This window comes from Enterobacter cloacae complex sp. I1M (assembly GCF_014982425.1).
Classification (GTDB): domain Bacteria; phylum Pseudomonadota; class Gammaproteobacteria; order Enterobacterales; family Enterobacteriaceae; genus Enterobacter; species Enterobacter intestinihominis.
Window position 1 is genome coordinate 35,289 of record NZ_JADCLG010000018.1, and the last position, 21,428, is coordinate 56,716.

Sequence of the window (21,428 nt, forward strand, 5' to 3'; positions counted from 1 at the left end):
AACATGCCAGAAGGTCCGGAGATCCGCCGCGCGGCGGATAGCCTGGAGGCGGCGATAAAGGGCAAAACTCTGACACACGTCTGGTTTGCCTTTCCTCAACTCAAACCGTTTGAAACAGAGCTGGTGGGACAGACGGTGACCCACATTGAAACGCGCGGCAAAGCGTTACTCACCCACTTTTCCCATAACCTGACGTTATATAGCCACAATCAGCTTTACGGCGTCTGGCGGGTGGTAAAGGCGGACGAGCAGCCGCAAACGACCCGCGTGCTGCGCGTGCGGCTACAAACGGCGGATAAGGCGATCCTGCTCTATAGCGCTTCTGATATCGAAATGTTAACGCCGGAGCAGTTGCTCACGCACCCGTTCTTACAGCGGGTTGGGCCGGACGTGCTGGATATGCGCCTGACGGCAAGCGATGTGAAAGCCCGGCTGTTATCGCCCACATTCCGCAACCGGCAGTTTTCCAGGCTGTTGCTCGATCAGGCATTTCTGGCGGGGCTGGGAAACTACCTGCGGGTGGAGATCCTCTGGGGAGTGGGGCTGGCGCCGCAGCGCAAAGCGTCGCAGCTAAGCGATGAACAGCTGGAGGCGCTGTCGTACGCGTTACTGGATATTCCACGGCTGTCGTACAACACGCGCGGCGTGGTGGATGAGAACAAGCATCACGGGGCGCTGTTCCGCTTCAAGGTGTTTCATCGGGCAGGTAAAAAGTGTGAGCGGTGCGGCGGGATGATTGAGAAAGCGACGATCTCTTCCAGGCCGTTTTACTGGTGCCCTGGGTGCCAGATGTAAAAAAGCCGGGTGGTGGCTACGCCTTACCCGGCCTACATCTCGCACTTGTAGGCCCGGCAAGCGAAGCGCCGCCGGGCGTGTTTTTTAGCGCTTAATGTCAGACTTAAAATCACGCTGCTCGTAGCCGGTATACAGCTGACGAGGACGGGCGATTTTCATGCCTTCGCTGTGCATTTCGTTCCAGTGCGCAATCCAGCCCACGGTACGCGCCATGGCGAAGATCACGGTGAACATGGAAGACGGAATGCCCATCGCTTTCAGGATGATACCGGAGTAGAAATCGACGTTCGGGTAGAGTTTCTTCTCGATGAAGTACGGGTCGTTCAGCGCGATGTGTTCCAGCTCCATCGCCACTTCCAGCAGATCATCTTTGGTGCCCAACTCTTTCAGCACTTCATGGCAGGTCTCACGCATAACGGTCGCGCGAGGGTCGTAGTTTTTGTAAACACGGTGACCGAAGCCCATCAGACGGAAGGAGTCATTCTTGTCTTTCGCGCGGCGCACGAACTCAGGAATGTGCTCAACGGAGCTGATCTCTTCTAGCATCTTCAGTGCTGCTTCGTTCGCGCCGCCGTGCGCCGGTCCCCACAGGGAGGCGATACCCGCAGCGATACAGGCGAACGGGTTCGCGCCGGAAGAGCCTGCGGTACGGACGGTAGAGGTCGAGGCGTTCTGTTCGTGGTCAGCGTGCAGGATCAGAATACGGTCCATCGCGCGTTCCAGCACCGGGTTCACTTCATACTCTTCACACGGCGTGGAGAACATCATGCGCAGGAAGTTACCTGCGTAGGAGAGGTCGTTGCGTGGATACACAAACGGCTGACCGATAGAGTATTTGTAACACATCGCCGCCATAGTAGGCATTTTGGACAGCAGACGGAACGCCGCGATATCACGGTGACGTGGGTTATTCACGTCCAGAGAATCGTGGTAGAACGCCGCCAGCGCACCGGTAATACCGCACATGACCGCCATCGGATGAGAGTCACGACGGAACGCATGGAACAGACGGGTAATCTGCTCATGGATCATGGTGTGACGGGTCACGGTGGTTTTAAATTCATCGTACTGGGCCTGCGTCGGTTTTTCGCCGTTCAGCAGGATGTAGCACACTTCCAGATAGTTGGATTCGGTGGCTAACTGATCGATGGGGAAGCCGCGATGGAGCAGGATACCTTCGTCACCGTCAATGTAGGTGATTTTGGATTCGCAAGATGCGGTGGAGGTGAATCCAGGGTCAAAGGTGAATACCCCTTTGGAACCCAGCGTACGGATATCAATAACATCCTGACCGAGCGTGCCTTTTAGCACATCCAGTTCAATAGCATCATCACCATTTAGGGTGAGTTTTGCCTTTGTATCAGCCATTTACGGTCTCCTTAGCGCCTTATGCTTAAGACTGCGCTTTACCGGATTTGCTTTCAGCTGTTAATCATCGTTACCAGATTGTTATTTGGCTTACCGCTCAGCTCACGAGGAGAAACCAGGGTACAGAGCTATGGCGCCTTGCAGGTAAACGAATGAAATATCAGTGAAACAACAGCAAATCAGCGTTTTTGCAGTCCGAATTATTCAAACCTGTATATCACTAATAACTGTCCTGATAACTTCGGTCAATACCATCACACTGTTACATAACTATTTGTCAGGTGAAAGAGAGACCTCATAACTTTTGCGCATTATATGCCTTTTCTGATGACGTTTGTAACAATATTGTTTAACATTTGTCAAATCAGATGATTAAAAATTAAAAAGATGTTGTTATCGTGACCCCGATCACTGTTCCAGAGAAAACCCAACAAACTGTATGTAGGTTAATTGTAATGATTTTGTGAACGGCCTATACTGCCGCCAGGTCTCCGGAACACCCTGCAATCCCGAGCCACCCAGCGTTGTAACGTGTCGTTTTAGCATTTGGAAGCAATGTTTTGCATGACGCGCAGTTATAGAAAAGGAACGCTGTCTGACCCGCATCGCAGTCCGGAGGAAGGAAACAATAAGAACAGCATGTGGGCGTTATTCATGATAAGAAATGTGAAAAAACAAAGACCTGTCAATCTGGATCTCAAAACGATCCGATTCCCTGTAACAGCAATAGCGTCCATTCTGCACCGTGTTTCTGGTGTGATTACGTTTGTGGCGGTTGGTATCTTGCTGTGGTTACTGGGAACCAGCCTCTCATCTCCTGAAGGATTCCTCCAGGCCTCAGCCATCATGAACAGCTTCTTCGTGAAATTTATCATGTGGGGCATTCTGACCGCGCTGGCCTATCACGTGGTTGGCGGCGTTCGCCATATGCTGATGGACTTTGGTTACCTGGAAGAGACGTTCGAGGCCGGTAAACGTACCGCTAACATTTCATTTGTGATCACTGTCGTGCTTTCACTTCTCGCAGGAGTTCTCGTATGGTAAGCAACGCCTCCGCATTAGGACGCAACGGCGTACATGACTTCATCCTGGTCCGCGCTACCGCCATCGTCCTCACGCTCTACATCATCTATATGATCGGTTTCTTCGCCACTAGCGGCACACTGACGTGGGAAATCTGGAGTGGTTTCTTCGGATCGGCCTTCACCAAAGTGTTCACCCTGCTGGCCCTGTTCTCCATCCTTATTCATGCCTGGATTGGCATGTGGCAGGTGTTGACCGATTACGTTAAACCGCTGGCGATTCGCCTTCCGCTGCAACTGATTATTGTTGTTGCTCTGCTGGTTTACGTCATTTATGGATTTGTTGTGGTGTGGGGTGTGTAATGAAACTGCCAGTCAGAGAATTTGATGCTGTTGTGATTGGTGCGGGTGGCGCAGGTATGCGCGCCGCACTGCAAATTTCCCAGAGCGGCCAGACCTGTGCGCTGCTCTCTAAAGTATTCCCGACCCGTTCCCACACTGTGTCTGCGCAGGGCGGTATCACCGTTGCGCTGGGTAATTCCCATGAAGATAACTGGGAATGGCACATGTACGATACGGTAAAAGGTTCCGACTACATCGGCGACCAGGATGCCATCGAATATATGTGTAAAACCGGCCCGGAAGCGATTCTGGAGCTGGACCACATGGGTCTGCCGTTCTCCCGTCTGGAAAATGGCACCATCTATCAGCGTCCGTTTGGCGGCCAGTCGAAAAACTTCGGCGGCGAACAGGCGGCACGTACCGCAGCAGCGGCTGACCGTACCGGTCACGCTTTGCTGCATACCCTTTATCAGCAAAACCTGAAAAACCACACCACCATCTTCTCCGAGTGGTATGCGTTGGATCTGGTGAAAAACGCCGATGGCGCGGTGGTGGGTTGTACCGCACTGTGCATTGAAACCGGTGAAGTGGTCTATTTCAAAGCGCGCGCATCCGTGCTGGCCACCGGCGGCGCAGGCCGTATCTATCAGTCCACTACCAACGCCCACATCAACACCGGTGACGGCGTTGGGATGGCTATCCGCGCTGGCGTGCCGGTGCAGGACATGGAGATGTGGCAGTTCCACCCAACCGGTATCGCCGGTGCGGGCGTGCTGGTGACAGAAGGCTGCCGTGGTGAAGGTGGCTATCTGCTGAACAAACATGGCGAGCGCTTTATGGAGCGTTATGCCCCGAATGCGAAAGACCTGGCGGGCCGTGACGTGGTGGCGCGTTCCATCATGATCGAAATCCGTGAAGGCCGCGGCTGCGACGGCCCTTGGGGCCCGCACGCGAAGCTGAAACTCGACCATCTGGGTAAAGAAGTGCTGGAATCCCGTCTGCCGGGCATTCTGGAACTGTCCCGCACCTTCGCCCACGTCGACCCGGTGAAAGAGCCGATTCCGGTTATCCCAACCTGTCACTACATGATGGGCGGTATTCCGACCAAAGTGACCGGTCAGGCGCTGACCGTGAACGAGCAGGGTGAAGACGTGGTCATCCCTGGTCTGTTCGCGGTAGGCGAAATTGCCTGCGTATCCGTGCACGGCGCAAACCGTCTGGGCGGCAACTCCCTGCTGGACCTGGTGGTATTTGGCCGTGCGGTGGGGCTGCATCTCCAGGAATCTATTGCCGAGCAGGGCGCGTTGCGTGATGCGACCGACGACGAGATTGATGCCTCTCTTGAGCGCCTCAACCGCTGGAACGGCAACCGTAACGGCGAAGATCCGGTGGAAATCCGTAAAGCGCTGCAAGAGTGTATGCAGCACAACTTCTCGGTATTCCGTGAAGGTGACGCGATGGCCAAAGGGCTGGAGCAGCTGAAAACGATCCGCGAGCGTCTGAAGAATGCCCGTCTGGACGATACCTCGAGCGAGTTCAACACCCAGCGCGTTGAGTGCCTGGAGCTGGATAACCTGATGGAAACCGCGTTCGCCACTGCGATGTCGGCAAACTTCCGTACCGAAAGCCGTGGCGCCCATAGCCGCTTCGACTTCCCGGATCGTGATGACGAAAACTGGCTGTGCCATTCCCTGTATCTGCCAGAGTCGGAAACCATGACGCGTCGTAGCGTTAACATGGAACCGAAACTGCGTCCGGCGTTCCCGCCGAAGATTCGTACTTACTAATGCGGAGACAGGATAATGAAACTCGAATTCTCAGTTTATCGTTATAACCCGGATGTAGACGATGCTCCGCGTATGCAGGATTACACCCTCGAAGCGGAAGAAGGTCGTGACATGATGCTGCTGGATGCTTTAATCCAGCTGAAAGAAAAAGATCCTACGCTGTCGTTCCGCCGCTCCTGCCGTGAAGGGGTATGTGGCTCTGACGGTGTAAACATGAACGGCAAAAACGGTCTGGCCTGTATCACGCCAATTTCAGCGCTACAGCGTGCAGGCCAGAAAATTGTCATCCGTCCTCTGCCTGGCCTGCCGGTCGTGCGTGATTTGGTGGTGGACATGGGGCAATTCTATGCACAATATGAGAAGATTAAGCCTTACTTATTGAATAATGGGCAAAATCCACCCGCTCGCGAGCACTTACAGTCGCCTGAGCAGCGTGAAAAACTCGATGGGTTGTACGAGTGTATTCTCTGTGCATGCTGTTCAACGTCATGCCCGTCATTCTGGTGGAACCCGGATAAATTTATCGGCCCTGCGGGTCTGCTGGCTGCCTATCGCTTCCTGATCGACAGCCGCGATACCGAAACCGAGAATCGTCTGGAAGGGTTAAGTGACGCTTTCAGCGTATTCCGCTGCCATAGCATCATGAACTGCGTCAGTGTGTGTCCTAAGGGGCTGAACCCGACGCGCGCCATCGGCCATATTAAGTCGATGTTGTTGCAGCGCAGTGCGTAAGTAACAACGCCGGATGGCGCTGCGCTTATCCGGCCTACGTAACAGTAGGCCCGGTAAGCGTAGCGCCACCGGGCAAATTGCAGAAACCTTTAAAAACTGCCCTGAAGTTTAGACAGTTTCTAAAGGTTCCTTCGCGGGCCAAATGAAAAGAGCTCGCAGGTGAACCCCGGCACGTACACGTGGTGTGCGTGGTAGTTTCTACGGCGAAAGTAAGCATAAAAATGCTTAAGGGATCACGATGCAGAACGGCGCAATGAAAGCCTGGCTGGACTCTTCTTACCTCTCTGGTTCAAACCAGAGCTGGATAGAACAGCTCTATGAAGACTTCTTAACCGATCCTGACTCAGTGGACGCAAACTGGCGTTCCATGTTCCAGCAGTTGCCTGGTACAGGGGTCAAACCGGATCAATTCCATTCAAAAACACGTGATTATTTCCGTCGTCTGGCGAAGGATGCCTCACGTTACTCTTCTGCGATTTCCGACCCTGACACCAATGCGAAGCAGGTAAAAGTCCTGCAGCTTATCAACGCTTATCGCTTCCGTGGTCACCAGCATGCGAATCTCGATCCGCTGGGACTGTGGCAGCAGGAACGTGTAGCGGATCTCGATCCGGCTTATCACGATCTGACCGAGGCCGATTTCCAGGAAAGCTTTAACGTAGGTTCCTTTGCCATCGGCAAAGACACGATGAAACTGGGCGATCTGATTGATGCGCTCAAGCAAACCTACTGCGGCTCCATCGGCGCGGAATATATGCACATTACCTCCACCGAAGAGAAACGCTGGATCCAGCAGCGTATCGAATCCGTGGCGGGTCACGCGAATTTCTCAGCAGACGAGAAAAAACGTTTCCTCAGCGAACTGACGGCAGCCGAAGGCCTTGAGCGCTATCTGGGCGCGAAATTCCCGGGCGCAAAACGCTTCTCACTGGAGGGCGGCGATGCGTTAGTCCCGATGCTGAAAGAGCTGATTCGTCATGCCGGTAAGAGCGGCACGCGCGAAGTGGTGCTGGGCATGGCGCACCGTGGCCGTCTGAACGTGCTGGTTAACGTGCTGGGTAAAAAACCGCAGGATCTGTTCGACGAATTTGCGGGTAAACATAAAGAGCACCTCGGCACCGGTGACGTGAAGTACCACATGGGTTTCTCGTCGGATATCGAAACCGAGGGCGGTCAGGTTCACCTGGCGCTGGCGTTTAACCCGTCGCACCTGGAAATCGTCAGCCCGGTGGTTATCGGTTCCGTGCGTGCGCGTCTGGATCGTCTGGACGAGCCGAGCAGCAATAAAGTGCTGCCAATCACCATTCACGGTGATGCGGCAGTCACAGGGCAGGGCGTGGTTCAGGAAACCCTGAACATGTCGAAAGCGCGTGGTTATGAAGTGGGCGGTACCGTTCGCATCGTAATCAACAACCAGGTGGGCTTCACCACCTCTAACCCGCTGGATGCGCGTTCTACCCCGTACTGCACCGACATCGGTAAAATGGTTCAGGCGCCAATCTTCCACGTAAACGCGGATGACCCGGAAGCCGTTGCTTTCGTTACCCGTCTGGCGCTGGACTTCCGTAACACCTTTAAGCGCGACGTGTTCATTGACCTCTTCTGCTACCGCCGTCACGGCCACAACGAAGCGGATGAGCCAAGTGCAACCCAGCCGCTGATGTACCAGAAAATCAAAAAACACCCGACGCCGCGTAAAATCTATGCTGACAAGCTGGAAAGCGAAAAAGTGGCGACGCTGGAAGATGCGACCGAAATGGTCAATCTTTATCGCGACGCGCTGGACGCGGGTGAATGCGTGGTCAAAGAGCTGCGCCCAATGAACATGCACTCCTTTACCTGGTCGCCGTACCTCAACCACGAGTGGGACGAGAGCTACCCGAACAAGGTTGAGATGAAGCGTTTGCAGGAGCTGGCTAAACGCATCAGCACCGTGCCGGAAGCGATCGAAATGCAATCCCGCGTGGCCAAGATCTATGGCGACCGCCAGGCCATGGCGGCGGGTGAGAAGCTGTTCGACTGGGGCGGCGCGGAAACGCTGGCCTATGCGACGCTGGTTGACGAAGGTATTCCGGTTCGTCTGTCCGGTGAAGATGCGGGTCGTGGCACCTTCTTCCACCGTCATGCGGTTGTACACAACCAGTCTAACGGTTCAACCTATACTCCGCTTCAGCACGTGCATAACGGTCAGGGCCAGTTCAAGGTCTGGGACTCCGTGCTGTCAGAAGAAGCGGTTCTGGCCTTCGAATACGGCTACGCCACCGCAGAACCCCGCACCCTGACTATCTGGGAAGCGCAGTTCGGTGACTTCGCCAACGGTGCGCAGGTCGTCATCGACCAGTTCATCTCCTCCGGTGAGCAGAAGTGGGGCCGTATGTGTGGTCTGGTGATGTTGCTGCCGCACGGCTATGAAGGACAAGGGCCGGAGCACTCCTCCGCGCGTCTGGAGCGTTATCTGCAACTCTGCGCCGAGCAGAACATGCAGGTCTGCGTGCCGTCCACCCCGGCTCAGGTGTACCACATGTTGCGTCGTCAGGCGCTGCGCGGTATGCGCCGTCCGCTGGTGGTCATGTCGCCAAAATCCCTGCTGCGTCATCCGCTGGCGGTTTCGAGCCTGGATGAACTGGCTAACGGCACCTTCCTGCCAGCCATCGGTGAAATTGACGAGCTGGATCCGCAGGCCGTTAAGCGTGTCGTAATGTGTTCTGGTAAGGTTTATTACGACCTGCTGGAACAGCGCCGTAAGAACGATCAGAAAGATGTCGCCATCGTGCGTATCGAGCAGCTTTATCCGTTCCCGCATCAGGCGATGCAGGAAGTGCTGAAACAGTACGCTCACGTTCATGATTTTGTCTGGTGCCAGGAAGAGCCGCTCAACCAGGGCGCATGGTATTGCAGCCAGCATCATTTCCGTGAAGTGATTCCATTTGGGTCTGCCCTGCGTTATGCAGGTCGCCCGGCCTCCGCCTCTCCGGCGGTAGGGTATATGTCCGTTCACCAGAAGCAGCAACAAGATCTGGTCAATGACGCGCTGAACGTCGATTAATTAAAGGATACATAATGAGTAGCGTAGATATTCTTGTTCCCGACCTGCCTGAGTCCGTAGCAGATGCAACCGTCGCCACCTGGCACAAAAAACCAGGCGACGCGGTAACCCGTGACGAAGTGCTGGTAGAAATCGAAACTGACAAAGTGGTACTGGAAGTACCGGCTTCAGCGGATGGCATTCTGGATGCAGTCCTGGAAGACGAAGGTACGACCGTGACTTCTCGCCAGATCCTGGGTCGCCTGCGTGAAGGCAACAGCGCGGGCAAAGAGTCCAGCGCGAAATCTGAAGAGAAAGCGTCTACCCCAGCCCAGCGCCAGCAGGCGTCTCTGGAAGAGCAAACTAATGACGCGCTCAGCCCGGCGATCCGTCGCCTGCTGGCTGAGCACAGCCTCGATCCGGCAGCCATCAAAGGTACCGGCGTGGGTGGCCGTCTGACTCGCGAAGATATCGACAAGCATCTGGCAAAAGCGCCTTCAGAGGCGAAAGCGGAAGCGAAAGCCCCTGCGGCAGCACCAGCGGCACAGCCAGCTCTGGGCGCACGTAGCGAAAAACGCGTGCCGATGACCCGCCTTCGCAAGCGCGTGGCCGAGCGTCTGCTGGAAGCGAAAAACTCCACCGCGATGCTGACCACCTTCAACGAAGTCAACATGAAGCCAATCATGGACCTGCGCAAGCAGTACGGTGACGCGTTTGAAAAACGTCACGGTATCCGTCTGGGCTTCATGTCCTTCTACGTGAAAGCGGTAGTTGAAGCGCTGAAACGCTACCCGGAAGTGAACGCGTCTATCGATGGCGATGACGTGGTTTACCACAACTACTTCGACGTCAGCATGGCGGTTTCTACCCCACGCGGCCTGGTCACCCCGGTTCTGCGTGATGTGGACACCCTGGGTATGGCTGACATTGAGAAGAAAATCAAAGAGCTGGCCGTGAAAGGCCGCGACGGCAAGCTGACCGTTGAAGACCTGACCGGCGGTAACTTCACCATTACCAACGGTGGCGTGTTCGGCTCGCTGATGTCTACCCCGATCATCAACCCGCCGCAGAGCGCGATCCTGGGTATGCACGCCATTAAAGATCGTCCAATGGCGGTAGACGGTAAAGTTGAGATCCTGCCGATGATGTACCTGGCGCTCTCATACGATCACCGCCTGATCGACGGCCGCGAGTCCGTAGGCTTCCTGGTTGCCATTAAAGAGCTGCTGGAAGATCCAACGCGTCTGCTGCTGGACGTTTAGTAACTATTTAGCATCACCTGCCCTGTAGGCCGGATAAGCGTAGCGCCGGTCTACAGGTTTGAAGATAACGATTACCCTGAAGGATGGATAGAACACATGAACTTACATGAATATCAGGCCAAACAGCTGTTTGCCAGGTCAGGCTTACCGGCTCCGGTGGGTTATGCCTGTACTACCCCGCGTGAAGCAGAAGAAGCCGCATCTAAAATCGGTTCCGGCCCGTGGGTAGTTAAATGTCAGGTTCACGCTGGTGGCCGTGGTAAAGCGGGCGGTGTGAAGGTTGTTAAGAGCAAAGAAGAGATCCGTGCGTTTGCTGAACATTGGCTCGGCAAGCGTCTGGTAACCTACCAGACAGATGCGAATGGCCAGCCGGTCAACCAGATCCTGGTTGAAGCGGCAACCGACATCGCGAAAGAATTGTACCTCGGCGCAGTCGTAGACCGTAGCTCCCGTCGCGTGGTGTTCATGGCATCTACCGAAGGCGGCGTGGAAATCGAAAAAGTGGCGGAAGAGACCCCGCACCTGATCCACAAAGTGGCAATCGATCCGCTGGCGGGCCCAATGCCTTACCAGGGTCGTGAGCTGGCGTTCAAACTGGGTCTGGAAGGCAAGCTGGTTCAGCAGTTCACCAAGATCTTCATGGGGCTGGCGACCATCTTCCTGGAGCGCGATCTGGCGCTGATCGAGATCAACCCGCTGGTGATCACCACCCAGGGCGACCTGATCTGCCTCGACGGCAAGCTGGGCGCTGACGGCAACGCGCTGTTCCGCCAGGCGGATCTGCGCGAAATGCGCGACCAGTCTCAGGAAGATCCGCGTGAAGCGCAGGCTGCCCAGTGGGAGCTGAACTACGTGGCGCTGGATGGCAACATCGGCTGCATGGTTAACGGTGCGGGCCTGGCAATGGGCACCATGGACATCGTTAAGCTGCACGGCGGTGAGCCAGCGAACTTCCTCGACGTGGGCGGTGGCGCAACCAAAGAGCGCGTAACCGAAGCGTTCAAAATCATTCTCTCTGACAGCAACGTAAAAGCGGTTCTGGTGAACATCTTCGGCGGTATCGTACGTTGCGACCTGATCGCCGACGGTATCATCGGCGCGGTAGGAGAAGTGGGCGTTAACGTTCCGGTTGTTGTACGTCTGGAAGGGAATAACGCTGAACTCGGCGCGAAAAAACTGGCTGACAGCGGCCTGAATATTATTGCAGCGAAAAGTCTGACGGATGCAGCTCAGCAGGTTGTTGCCGCAGTGGAGGGGAAATAATGTCCGTTTTAATTAATAAAGATACCAAGGTTATCTGCCAGGGCTTCACCGGTAGCCAGGGGACTTTCCACTCCGAACAGGCGATTGCCTACGGTACGCAGATGGTTGGCGGCGTAACGCCAGGTAAAGGCGGCACCACGCACCTGGGCCTGCCGGTGTTCAACACCGTGCGTGAAGCAGTAGAAGCGACGGGCGCAACCGCGACCGTGATCTACGTTCCAGCGCCGTTCTGTAAAGACTCTATTCTGGAAGCGATCGACGCAGGCATTAAGCTGATCATCACCATCACCGAAGGTATCCCGACGCTGGATATGCTGACCGTGAAGGTGAAGCTGGACGAAGCAGGCGTGCGCATGATCGGTCCGAACTGCCCAGGCGTTATCACCCCGGGCGAATGCAAAATCGGCATCATGCCGGGCCACATTCACAAACCGGGCAAAGTGGGCATCGTGTCCCGTTCCGGTACCCTGACCTATGAAGCGGTTAAGCAGACCACCGATTACGGCTTCGGCCAGTCCACCTGCGTGGGCATCGGCGGTGACCCGATCCCAGGCTCTAACTTTATCGACATCCTGAAGCTGTTCCAGGAAGATCCACAGACCGAAGCGATCGTGATGATCGGTGAGATCGGTGGTAGCGCGGAAGAAGAAGCGGCTGCTTACATCAAAGATCATGTGACCAAGCCGGTGGTGGGTTATATCGCGGGTGTGACCGCGCCGAAAGGCAAACGTATGGGTCACGCGGGTGCGATTATCGCTGGCGGTAAAGGTACGGCTGATGAGAAATTCGCAGCACTGGAAGCCGCAGGCGTGAAAACCGTTCGCAGCCTGGCGGATATCGGTGAAGCACTGAAATCCATCATTAAGTAAGTCCTCTCTGCTCTCCGAATGGGGCGCGTTGAAGTATAAAAAAATGTCCGTTTCGACATGGTTGGCCGCTGTAAAGCGGCCTTTTTTTATTGCCTGCGTTTAGCCACCAGAGTGAATTTATAGTCGTCGGTATTAAACACGTTGCGACTGTATTCAAATACCCGGCCGTCTTTCAGGAAGCCGCGGGAAACTTTTTCAAGAATTGGTTTTGCCGGATCGAGCGCCAGGGCGGCAATCGCCTCGTCCGATGGCATGACTGGCACCAGCTCCTGCTCGCTGCGATCGATAACCAGCTTTTTGACCTGCTCAATGTAATGGTATTTCGACTGTTCCATCACTTCCCAGGTGAGGTCGGGGAACATCGCCAGCGGCATCCATGTCTCTTCCAGATTCACCGGCTTTTCCCTGATGAAGCGTACGCGCTTGACGTGCCAGACCTTATCATCCGGATTGAGCGCCAGTTTTGCCGCGAGCCGCTCATCGGCTTTCACCACTTCGAAGACGCTGACGTCGCTGTGCGTATCAACGTTGCGATCCGCCAGTTTTTCGTAAAAGCCGGTAAGCTGATAAATATCGTAATTCACCCGCTCCTCTTTTACATACGAGCCGCTGCCCTGAATGCTTTCGATGATCTGCTCGTCGGCGAGCAGCTTCAAAGCCTGCCGCACGGTGACACGGCTAACGTTAAATGCCTCCTGAAGGCTGGATTCCGTCGGCAGCGCGTCTCCGGGTTTTAATTCCCCGGCGTTAATCTTCTCGCGGAACGCATCGGCGATCTGCCGGTACATCGGTTTATTGCCCATTGTGTTACGCCTTTTTAATACCTTTTTAGGGGAATTATGCCTTCAGTGACTGATTTGTAAATAATACAAATTAAATACAAATATCGTTGTTAGTGAAAATGATTACATAAATGTATTATCCAGTCTGCCACAATCCTCCCCAGACAATAACTTTGGATAGGTGAGGATCTTATGAACCTGACGACTCTGACCGACCCCCGTGCTGTCTGCGTGCAGGCGCAGTTTACCAGCCGTGATGAGGCAATCCGTCAGCTTGCGACGCGGCTGGTAGCGTTGGGCAAAATAGCCGACGCCGATACGTTTCTGGCAGAGGTTTTCCATCGCGAATCGCTTGGCCCGACGGCGCTGGGCGAGGGGCTGGCCGTACCCCATGGTAAATCAGCGGCAGTAAAGGAAGCGGCTTTTGCCGTGGCAACACTGCGCGAGCCGCTGGTCTGGGAAGGCGTGGACGGACCGGAGGAAGTCGAGCTGATTTTTTTGCTCGCCATTCCTCCCGCACAAGCGGGATCAACGCATATTCAGGTGCTGACGGAACTGACGTCCCGCCTGGCGGATGACGATCTCAGGGCGCACGTGATGACGGCGACCAGCGCGGAAGCGGTGCTTGCTGCGCTGGAAACGGCGCCTGAGGCGCAAGAAACCGCCGTCGCAGAGAATGCCCCGACGATCGTCTGCGTTACCGCCTGTCCGGCCGGGATCGCCCATACCTACATGGCGGCGGAATATCTCGAAAAAGCGGGACGTAAGCTCGGCGTCAATGTAGTGGTCGAAAAGCAGGGGGCAAACGGTATTGAGGGGCGCATCACCGCGCAGCATTTGCAGGAGGCAAAAGCGTGTATCTTCGCGGCGGAAGTGGCGATCAAAGAGCGTGAGCGTTTTCAGGGGATCCCCGCCATTTCCGTGCCCGTCGCGGAACCCTTGCGCCATGCGGAAGCGCTCATTGAGCGTGCGCTGGCGCTACAGCCTGTATCCGATGCGCGTCCTGCGCATGTCGACTCGGACGCGAAAAAGTCCGTTAAAACCGAACTCAAGCAAGCGCTGCTCAGCGGTATCTCCTTTGCGGTGCCGCTGATTGTCGCTGGCGGCACGGTGCTGGCCGTGTCGGTACTCCTGGCGCAAATCCTGGGCTTGCAGCACCTGTTCGATCAGGAAAACTCGTGGCTGTGGATGTACCGCAAACTGGGCGGTGGGATGCTCGGCATTCTGATGGTCCCTGTTCTGGCGGCCTATACCGCTTACTCGCTGGCGGATAAACCTGCGCTTACGCCGGGTTTTGCGGCGGGCCTTGCCGCCAATATGATCGGCTCCGGCTTTCTGGGGGCCATCGTCGGCGGGCTGATTGCGGGCTACCTGATGCGCTGGGTGAAAAACCACATCCGGCTGAGTAGCCGCTACAACGGCTTTCTGACCTTTTATCTCTATCCGGTGATTGGCGTACTGGGCGCAGGCAGCCTGATGCTGTTTGTGATCGGCGAACCGGTGGCCTGGATCAATAACGCCCTGACCGCCTGGCTTAATGGTCTCTCCGGCGCGAACGCGTTGCTGCTGGGGGCGATCCTGGGCTTTATGTGCTCGTTCGATCTGGGCGGTCCGGTCAACAAAGCCTCTTACGCGTTCTGTCTGGGCGCGATGGCCAACGGCGTATACGGGCCTTATGCGATCTTCGCCTCCGTCAAAATGGTTTCGGCCTTTACCGTGACGGCATCAACGATGCTGGCTCCGAATCTGTTTAAACAGTTCGAAATTGAGACCGGAAAATCCACCTGGCTGCTGGGGCTGGCGGGCATCACCGAAGGGGCAATTCCGATGGCTATCGAGGATCCGTTGCGAGTCATCGGCTCATTTGTTCTGGGGTCAATGGCGACCGGAGCGATTGTCGGAGCGATGGGTATTGGGCTCTCCACCCCGGGCGCGGGCATTTTCTCTCTCTTCTTACTGCATGATGCCGGGCTGGGCGGCGTGATAGCCGCTGCCGGGTGGTTTGGCGCCGCGCTGGTGGGCGCCGCAATCTCTACGCTCATTTTACTGCTCTGGCGACGCCAGGCCGTGAAGAGCGGTACCTACGTGACTGAAGACATACCATCCTAAACACGCACTGACAGGAAACGAAGATGAAAGCTGTATCTCGCGTTCATATCACGCCACATATGCACTGGGACCGGGAGTGGTACTTCACCACCGAAGCGTCACGTATTCTTCTGGTCAATAATATGGAAGAGATCCTCACCCGTCTTGAGCAGGACGCAGAGTATAAATACTACGTTCTCGACGGCCAGACGGCGGTGCTGGAAGATTATTTTGCCGTGAAACCGGAAAACAGGCCACGCGTGAAGGCGCTGGTGGCGGCCGGGAAGCTGATTATCGGGCCGTGGTATACCCAGACGGACACCACCCTTGTCTCCGGCGAGTCGATTGTGCGCAATCTGATGTACGGCATGCGCGACTGTCTGGCCTTTGGTGAGCCGATGAAAATTGGCTATCTGCCGGACTCCTTCGGCATGTCTTCCCAGCTGCCACACATTTACAACGGTTTTGGCATCACGCGCACCATGTTCTGGCGCGGGTGTTCCGAGCGGCACGGTACCGATAAAACCGAATTTCTCTGGCAAAGCCAGGACGGTAGCGAAGTGACGGCACAGGTACTGCCGCTGGGCTACGCGATTGGTAAGTACTTACCGGAGGATGAAGCCGGACTGCGCAAACGGCTCGACAACTACTTCGAGGTGCTCGAAAAAGCCTCCGTGACGAAAGAAATTTTGCTGCCTAACGGCCATGATCAGATGCCGCTCCAGCAGAACATATTTGCGGTGATGGATAAGCTGCGCAAAATCTACCCGCAGCGTCAGTTTGTGATGAGCCGCTTCGAGGAGGTGTTTGACCATATCGATGCGCACCGAGATGAACTGGCGACGCTGAAAGGGGAATTTATTGACGGTAAATATATGCGGGTGCACCGGACGATCGGCTCCACGAGGATGGACATCAAAATCGCCCACGCCCGGATAGAGAATAAAATCGTCAACGTCCTTGAGCCGCTGGCTACGCTTGCCTGGACGCTGGGCTTTGACTATCACCACGGCTTGCTGGAAAAAATGTGGAAAGAGATCCTCAAGAATCACGCCCACGACAGTATCGGCTGCTGCTGCAGCGATAAAGTGCATCGCGAGGTGATGTCACGCTTTGAGCTGGCGGAAGACATGGCCGATAACCTGACGTGCTTCTATATGCGCAAGATTGTCGACAACATGCCGCAGAGCGAGGAAGACAAACTGGTGATGTTTAACCTCACGCCCTGGCCGCGTGAGGAAGTGATCAACACCACGATACGTCTGCGCGCCAGCCAGTTCCGCCTGTTGGACGAAAAGGGAAATGAAATCCCTTATTATCTCCGCAGCGCGCGTGAGATAGACCCCGGGCTGATTGACCGGCAGATAGTGCATTACGGCAACTACGATCCCTTCATGGAGTTTGACATCCAGCTCAACCAGATCCTGCCATCTATGGGTTACCGCACGCTCTATATCGAGCCGCACGTGGCCGGCAAACTGCAGACGCCAGATAAATCGCCGGAGGCGTTACTGGAAAATGCTTTCTGGGAAGTAACGTTAAACGAGGACGGTACTTTGCGTCTGCTCGATAAAGCGTCCGGGCTTATCTATGACCGCGCGCTGGAAATTGAAGAGAGCTCGGATGATGGCGATGAGTACGACTACTCGCCTTCACGGGAAGAGTGGAGACTCTCTTCCGCGCAGGGCGAACATGAGGTTGAGGTGATCCACGAGGCCTGGCAGAGCAGGGCGGTGATCCGCCATCGAATGGCGGTGCCAGCGGATCTCGCTGAACGTTCTGCGCGTCAGCAGACGGGAACGCTTGAGGCAGAACTCACGGTCACGCTCAGCCATAACAGCCGACGTATCGACGTCAAGGCACGTCTCGGAAATCACGCGGATGACCACCGTGTGCGGGTGCTGATCCCGACACCATTCACCACAGAGACGGTCTTAGCCGATACCCAGTTTGGTTCGCTGACGCGCCCTGTACAGGATGAAGCGATGGCAAACTGGCAGGAGGAGGGATGGAAGGAAGCGCCGCTGCCGGTGTGGAATCTGCTCAACTACGCAGTGCTCCAGGAACGGCGTAACGGGATGGCGCTTTTTACCGAAGGGTTGCGCGAATTTGAAGTAACAGGTGAGCGTCAAAACACGTTTGCCCTGACGTTGCTTCGCGGCGTCGGGTTGCTTGGGAAGGAAGACTTACTTCTGCGCCCTGGCAGGCCGTCCGGGATCAAAATGCCGGTGCCTGATTCGCAGATGCGGGGCCAGTTAACCTGTCGCTTTAGCCTGTTCAGTTTTAATGGTACGCCCGTCAGTGCTGGCGTTGCGCAGCAGGCGAAGTCGTGGTTAACGCCAGTGCACTGTTATAACAAAATTCCGTGGGATGCGATGAAGCTTAACCGTGCCTCTTTCACCACACCCTGTAGCTATAGCCTGCTAACGCTGGCGCCTAACGGATGTGTACTCAGTGCGCTGAAAAAAGCGGAGGATCGTGACGAGATGATTCTTCGTCTGTACAACCCTTCGGAGACCCGCTCCTGTGACGTGGCTTTGTCTGTGAACCGTGAGGTCCAGGCCTGTTGCGAAACGGACATGAATGAGGTGTGCAAAGCGCAAGGGGAGGAGGGCTCAGCCATTACGGGGCCTTTCAGGCCAGGCCAGTCACGGACCTTCAGCATAAAAATTGAAAGATAATCTCAAGAACAATATCAAGGCCGCATCCCCTGCGGCCTTTATTTCATCAAATAGTCACCAAAGGGTGTTAATTTTAAGATTAGCGAAGGTGAATGAAATGTAATCTTTTAGGCGGGTAGTAAAACGAAAGAAAAATACTGTGAAGCGGATAACATTATATGTTTCTCTCCCTGCAAAAAGGTCTTTTTTCACACGCGTTAATAAAAATCACAACTGTTTATATTATCTTCTGGCTTTTATAACCATTAATGCCTTTAAATATACATGTTATTAACAAGGTTTTTACTATCCATGTCACAAAGAAACATCATTAACAGTACCGACTGTTTTTGATTTAAATCAATGTTTAATCCTTGGAAAAAGGCTCCAAAAGGCGTTAAATTGTTCCCGATCAAAATGGCCGAAAAGTGGTAATTTTGCTATAAATTGATCGCCGTCGAAAAACGTAAATCTGTTCGAATAAAAACCTGTTTATTGTAAGGGTTTTGCAGCGTATTATATTTACGGGATCAATTTGGTTTTTTCTTAACGTATTTGTAACCTTTCATCATTGCTTTTTCCTCCTGTAGAGAATAAGCAACGAAGAAGGGAAGCAGATAACTTTGTATTGGGGCATGCGTGTGGATCCTTATCTAACGGGGTTCACTCTCGGAGTCTTCATGCGATGAGCAAGGAGTCATAATGTTAGACGTAGTCGAACTGTCGCGCTTACAGTTTGCCTTGACCGCGATGTACCACTTCCTTTTTGTGCCGCTGACGCTCGGTATGGCGTTCCTGCTGGCCATCATGGAAACGGTTTACGTCCTCTCCGGCAAACAGATTTATAAAGATATGACCAAGTTCTGGGGCAAGTTGTTTGGTATCAACTTTGCGCTGGGCGTGGCAACCGGTCTGACCATGGAGTTCCAGTTCGGGACAAACTGGTCTTACTATTCCCACTATGTAGGGGATATTTTCGGTGCGCCGCTGGCCATTGAAGGTCTGATGGCCTTCTTCCTCGAATCCACCTTTGTAGGTCTGTTCTTCTTCGGTTGGGACCGTCTGGGTAAAGTCCAGCATATGGCGGTAACCTGGCTGGTGGCATTAGGCTCCAACTTGTCCGCACTGTGGATCCTGGTGGCGAACGGCTGGATGCAAAACCCAATCGCATCTGATTTCAACTTCGAAACCATGCGTATGGAGATGGTCAGCTTCGCTGAGCTAGTCCTGAACCCGGTTGCCCAGGTTAAATTCGTGCACACCGTGGCGTCTGGCTATGTGTGCGGCGCGATGTTCGTGCTGGGCATCAGCTCCTACTATATGCTGCGCGGCCGTGACTTCGCGTTCGCCAAGCGTTCTTTCGCTATCGCAGCAAGCTTCGGTATGGCCGCGATTCTGTCCGTTATTGTTCTGGGTGATGAATCCGGTTACGAAATGGGTGACGTGCAGAAAACCAAACTCGCCGCAATTGAAGCTGAATGGGAAACCCAGCCGGCACCGGCAGCGTTTACCCTGTTCGGCGTGCCTGACCAGGAAGCGCAGGAAAACCGCTTCGCCATTCAAATTCCTTACGCTCTGGGTATTATCGCCACGCGCTCCGTCGACAAACAGGTGACTGGCCTGAAAGATCTGATGGTGCAGCATGAAGAGCGTATCCGTAACGGGATGAAAGCCTACTCGCTGCTGGAACAGCTGCGCGCCGGCTCTACCGACCAGGCCGTTCGCGATCAATTTAACGACGTGAAGAAAGACCTCGGTTACGGTCTGCTGCTGAAACGCTATACCCCGAACGTCTCCGACGCGACGGAAGCGCAGATTCAGATGGCAACCAAAGACTCTATTCCACGCGTTGCGCCGCTGTACTTCGCGTTCCGCATCATGGTGGGTTGCGGCATTATCATGCTGCTGATCATCGCGGCCTCGTTCTGGTCAGTCATTCGTAACCGTATCGGTGAGAAAAAATGGCTGCTGCGCACCGCGCTGTACGGTATCCCACTGCCATGGATTGCTATCGAGTCCGGCTGGTTTGTTGCGGAATATGGCCGTCAGCCATGGGCGATCGGTGAGGTGCTGCCAACAGCGGTAGCGAACTCCTCCCTGACCGCAGGCGACCTGATCTTCTCCATGCTGCTGATTTGCGGTCTGTACACCCTGTTCCTGGTGGCTGAACTGTTCCTGATGTTCAAGTTCGCGCGCCTTGGCCCAAGCAGCCTGAAAACCGGTCGCTACCACTACGAGCAGTCTGTTACGACTACTCAGCCGGCACGCTAAGACAGGAGTCATCAAATGATCGATTATGAAGTATTGCGTTTTATCTGGTGGCTGTTGATCGGCGTTCTGCTGATTGGTTTTGCGGTCACCGATGGTTTCGATATGGGCGTGGGCATGCTCACCCGTTTCCTCGGTCGTAATGACACCGAGCGTCGAATCATGATCAACTCCATCGCCCCGCACTGGGACGGTAACCAGGTGTGGCTGATCACCGCAGGCGGCGCGCTGTTCGCTGCCTGGCCGATGGTTTACGCGGCTGCGTTCTCCGGCTTCTATGTGGCGATGATTCTGGTGCTGGCCTCTTTATTCTTCCGTCCGGTGGGTTTCGACTACCGTTCCAAGATTGAAGACACCCGCTGGCGTAACATGTGGGACTGGGGCATCTTCATTGGTAGCTTCGTTCCACCGCTGGTCATTGGTGTGGCGTTCGGTAACCTGTTACAGGGCGTACCGTTCCACGTCGACGAATATATGCGTCTGTTCTACACCGGTAACTTCTTCCAGCTGCTGAATCCGTTTGGTCTGCTGGCGGGCGTGGTGAGCGTGGCGATGATCATCACCCAGGGCGCAACCTATCTCCAGATGCGTACCGTAGGTGAACTGCACCTGCGTTCCCGTGCGACCGCTCAGGTGGCGGCGCTGGTGACGCTGGTCTGCTTCGCGCTGGCAGGCGTGTGGGTCGTGTACGGTATTGATGGCTACGTGGTGACCTCCGCCATTAACCATACCGCACCGTCTAACCCGTTGACCAAAGAGGTGGCGCGTCAGGCTGGCGCATGGCTGGTGAACTTCAACAATATGCCTGCGCTGTGGGCTATCCCTGCTCTGGGTGTGCTGCTGCCACTGCTGACAGTGTTAATGTCTCGTCTGGAGAAAGGCGCTATGGCGTTCGTGTTCTCTTCCCTGACGCTTGCGTGCATTATCCTGACGGCAGGTATTGCTATGTTCCCATTCGTGATGCCATCCAGCACCATGATGAATGCTAGCCTGACCATGTGGGATGCAACGTCCAGCCAGTTGACGTTGAACCTGATGACGTACGTTGCTTGCGTGTTCGTGCCGATTATCCTGCTCTACACCGCCTGGTGTTACTGGAAAATGTTCGGTCGCATCACTAAAGAACATATCGAAAGCAACACCCACTCTATGTATTAAGTAAGGA

Annotated in this window: 15 protein-coding genes; 13 read left to right on the forward strand and 2 right to left on the reverse strand. The window is 54.9% G+C overall.

Annotated features, from left to right (window positions below; genetic code table 11):
- Positions 1 to 3: 3 nt before the first annotated feature.
- Complete coding sequence (gene nei / locus INF86_RS11150; RefSeq protein ID WP_193543544.1) at positions 4 to 795, forward strand: endonuclease VIII; 792 nt, start codon at positions 4 to 6, stop codon at positions 793 to 795.
- An 84-nt stretch (positions 796 to 879) separates the two neighbouring features.
- Here the strand turns inward: nei and INF86_RS11155 are convergent, their stop codons facing one another.
- Positions 880 to 2,163, reverse strand: coding sequence for a citrate synthase (locus tag INF86_RS11155; protein WP_006809584.1), 1,284 nt, complete (start codon positions 2,161 to 2,163; stop codon positions 880 to 882).
- Positions 2,164 to 2,802: 639 nt separating this feature from the next.
- Between INF86_RS11155 and sdhC the strand changes: the two genes are divergently transcribed.
- The 8 genes from sdhC (at position 2,803) to sucD (ending at position 12,465) form a co-directional block, all read left to right on the forward strand.
- Positions 2,803 to 3,207, forward strand: a complete 405-nt coding sequence (gene sdhC / locus INF86_RS11160) for a succinate dehydrogenase cytochrome b556 subunit (RefSeq protein WP_026080740.1) — start codon at positions 2,803 to 2,805, stop codon at positions 3,205 to 3,207.
- Complete coding sequence (gene sdhD / locus INF86_RS11165; RefSeq protein ID WP_003858621.1) at positions 3,201 to 3,548, forward strand: succinate dehydrogenase membrane anchor subunit; 348 nt, start codon at positions 3,201 to 3,203, stop codon at positions 3,546 to 3,548. The genes sdhC and sdhD overlap by 7 nt, the downstream gene beginning before the upstream one ends.
- Positions 3,548 to 5,314 carry a succinate dehydrogenase flavoprotein subunit gene (gene sdhA / locus INF86_RS11170; RefSeq protein ID WP_193543545.1) on the forward strand — a complete coding sequence of 589 codons (1,767 nt, stop codon included), beginning with the start codon at positions 3,548 to 3,550 and terminating at the stop codon, positions 5,312 to 5,314. Before sdhD ends, sdhA begins: the two co-directional genes overlap by 1 nt.
- A gap of 15 nt (positions 5,315 to 5,329) precedes the next feature.
- Positions 5,330 to 6,046 carry a succinate dehydrogenase iron-sulfur subunit gene (locus INF86_RS11175; protein ID WP_022647461.1) on the forward strand — a complete coding sequence of 239 codons (717 nt, stop codon included), beginning with the start codon at positions 5,330 to 5,332 and terminating at the stop codon, positions 6,044 to 6,046.
- Between the two features lie 238 nt (positions 6,047 to 6,284).
- Positions 6,285 to 9,092 carry a 2-oxoglutarate dehydrogenase E1 component gene (sucA, locus tag INF86_RS11180; RefSeq protein ID WP_022647462.1) on the forward strand — a complete coding sequence of 936 codons (2,808 nt, stop codon included), beginning with the start codon at positions 6,285 to 6,287 and terminating at the stop codon, positions 9,090 to 9,092.
- A 14-nt stretch (positions 9,093 to 9,106) separates the two neighbouring features.
- Positions 9,107 to 10,333 carry a 2-oxoglutarate dehydrogenase complex dihydrolipoyllysine-residue succinyltransferase gene (odhB, locus tag INF86_RS11185; RefSeq protein ID WP_023299612.1) on the forward strand — a complete coding sequence of 409 codons (1,227 nt, stop codon included), beginning with the start codon at positions 9,107 to 9,109 and terminating at the stop codon, positions 10,331 to 10,333.
- Positions 10,334 to 10,429: 96 nt separating this feature from the next.
- Entirely contained in the window at positions 10,430 to 11,596 is a 1,167-nt protein-coding gene (gene sucC / locus INF86_RS11190) for an ADP-forming succinate--CoA ligase subunit beta (RefSeq protein WP_022647464.1), read from the forward strand.
- Complete coding sequence (gene sucD, locus INF86_RS11195) at positions 11,596 to 12,465, forward strand: succinate--CoA ligase subunit alpha (protein WP_006809578.1); 870 nt, start codon at positions 11,596 to 11,598, stop codon at positions 12,463 to 12,465. The genes sucC and sucD overlap by 1 nt, the downstream gene beginning before the upstream one ends.
- Before the next feature lie 86 nt (positions 12,466 to 12,551).
- Here sucD and INF86_RS11200 read toward each other — a convergent pair whose 3' ends face one another.
- Positions 12,552 to 13,268, reverse strand: coding sequence for a GntR family transcriptional regulator (locus tag INF86_RS11200; protein ID WP_022647465.1), 717 nt, complete (start codon positions 13,266 to 13,268; stop codon positions 12,552 to 12,554).
- 171 nt (positions 13,269 to 13,439) lie between these two features.
- Here INF86_RS11200 and mngA point away from each other — a divergent pair, with 171 nt between their 5' ends.
- The 4 genes from mngA to cydB all read left to right on the forward strand — a co-directional run bounded on the left by mngA (position 13,440) and on the right by cydB (position 21,421).
- Positions 13,440 to 15,356, forward strand: a complete 1,917-nt coding sequence (gene mngA / locus INF86_RS11205; protein WP_193543546.1) for a PTS 2-O-a-mannosyl-D-glycerate transporter subunit IIABC — start codon at positions 13,440 to 13,442, stop codon at positions 15,354 to 15,356.
- 23 nt (positions 15,357 to 15,379) lie between these two features.
- Entirely contained in the window at positions 15,380 to 18,016 is a 2,637-nt protein-coding gene (gene mngB, locus INF86_RS11210) for a mannosylglycerate hydrolase (protein WP_193543547.1), read from the forward strand.
- 681 nt (positions 18,017 to 18,697) lie between these two features.
- Positions 18,698 to 20,266 carry a cytochrome ubiquinol oxidase subunit I gene (gene cydA, locus INF86_RS11215; RefSeq protein ID WP_032624645.1) on the forward strand — a complete coding sequence of 523 codons (1,569 nt, stop codon included), beginning with the start codon at positions 18,698 to 18,700 and terminating at the stop codon, positions 20,264 to 20,266.
- A gap of 15 nt (positions 20,267 to 20,281) precedes the next feature.
- Positions 20,282 to 21,421 (forward strand): cytochrome d ubiquinol oxidase subunit II, encoded by a 1,140-nt coding sequence (cydB, locus tag INF86_RS11220; protein WP_022647469.1) that lies wholly within the window; start codon positions 20,282 to 20,284, stop codon positions 21,419 to 21,421.
- The last annotated feature ends 7 nt before the right edge of the window (positions 21,422 to 21,428 follow it).

Bases quoted from the DNA above. Each gene is read 5' to 3' on its own strand.
- nei (WP_193543544.1), top strand. From the start codon at position 4: ATGCCAGAAGGTCCGGAGATCCGCCGCGCGGCGGATAGCCTGGAGGCG.
- INF86_RS11155 (WP_006809584.1), bottom strand. From the start codon at position 2,163: ATGGCTGATACAAAGGCAAAACTCACCCTAAATGGTGATGATGCTATT.
- sdhC (WP_026080740.1), top strand. From the start codon at position 2,803: ATGTGGGCGTTATTCATGATAAGAAATGTGAAAAAACAAAGACCTGTC.
- sdhD (WP_003858621.1), top strand. From the start codon at position 3,201: ATGGTAAGCAACGCCTCCGCATTAGGACGCAACGGCGTACATGACTTC.
- sdhA (WP_193543545.1), top strand. From the start codon at position 3,548: ATGAAACTGCCAGTCAGAGAATTTGATGCTGTTGTGATTGGTGCGGGT.
- INF86_RS11175 (WP_022647461.1), top strand. From the start codon at position 5,330: ATGAAACTCGAATTCTCAGTTTATCGTTATAACCCGGATGTAGACGAT.
- sucA (WP_022647462.1), top strand. From the start codon at position 6,285: ATGCAGAACGGCGCAATGAAAGCCTGGCTGGACTCTTCTTACCTCTCT.
- odhB (WP_023299612.1), top strand. From the start codon at position 9,107: ATGAGTAGCGTAGATATTCTTGTTCCCGACCTGCCTGAGTCCGTAGCA.
- sucC (WP_022647464.1), top strand. From the start codon at position 10,430: ATGAACTTACATGAATATCAGGCCAAACAGCTGTTTGCCAGGTCAGGC.
- sucD (WP_006809578.1), top strand. From the start codon at position 11,596: ATGTCCGTTTTAATTAATAAAGATACCAAGGTTATCTGCCAGGGCTTC.
- INF86_RS11200 (WP_022647465.1), bottom strand. From the start codon at position 13,268: ATGGGCAATAAACCGATGTACCGGCAGATCGCCGATGCGTTCCGCGAG.
- mngA (WP_193543546.1), top strand. From the start codon at position 13,440: ATGAACCTGACGACTCTGACCGACCCCCGTGCTGTCTGCGTGCAGGCG.
- mngB (WP_193543547.1), top strand. From the start codon at position 15,380: ATGAAAGCTGTATCTCGCGTTCATATCACGCCACATATGCACTGGGAC.
- cydA (WP_032624645.1), top strand. From the start codon at position 18,698: ATGTTAGACGTAGTCGAACTGTCGCGCTTACAGTTTGCCTTGACCGCG.
- cydB (WP_022647469.1), top strand. From the start codon at position 20,282: ATGATCGATTATGAAGTATTGCGTTTTATCTGGTGGCTGTTGATCGGC.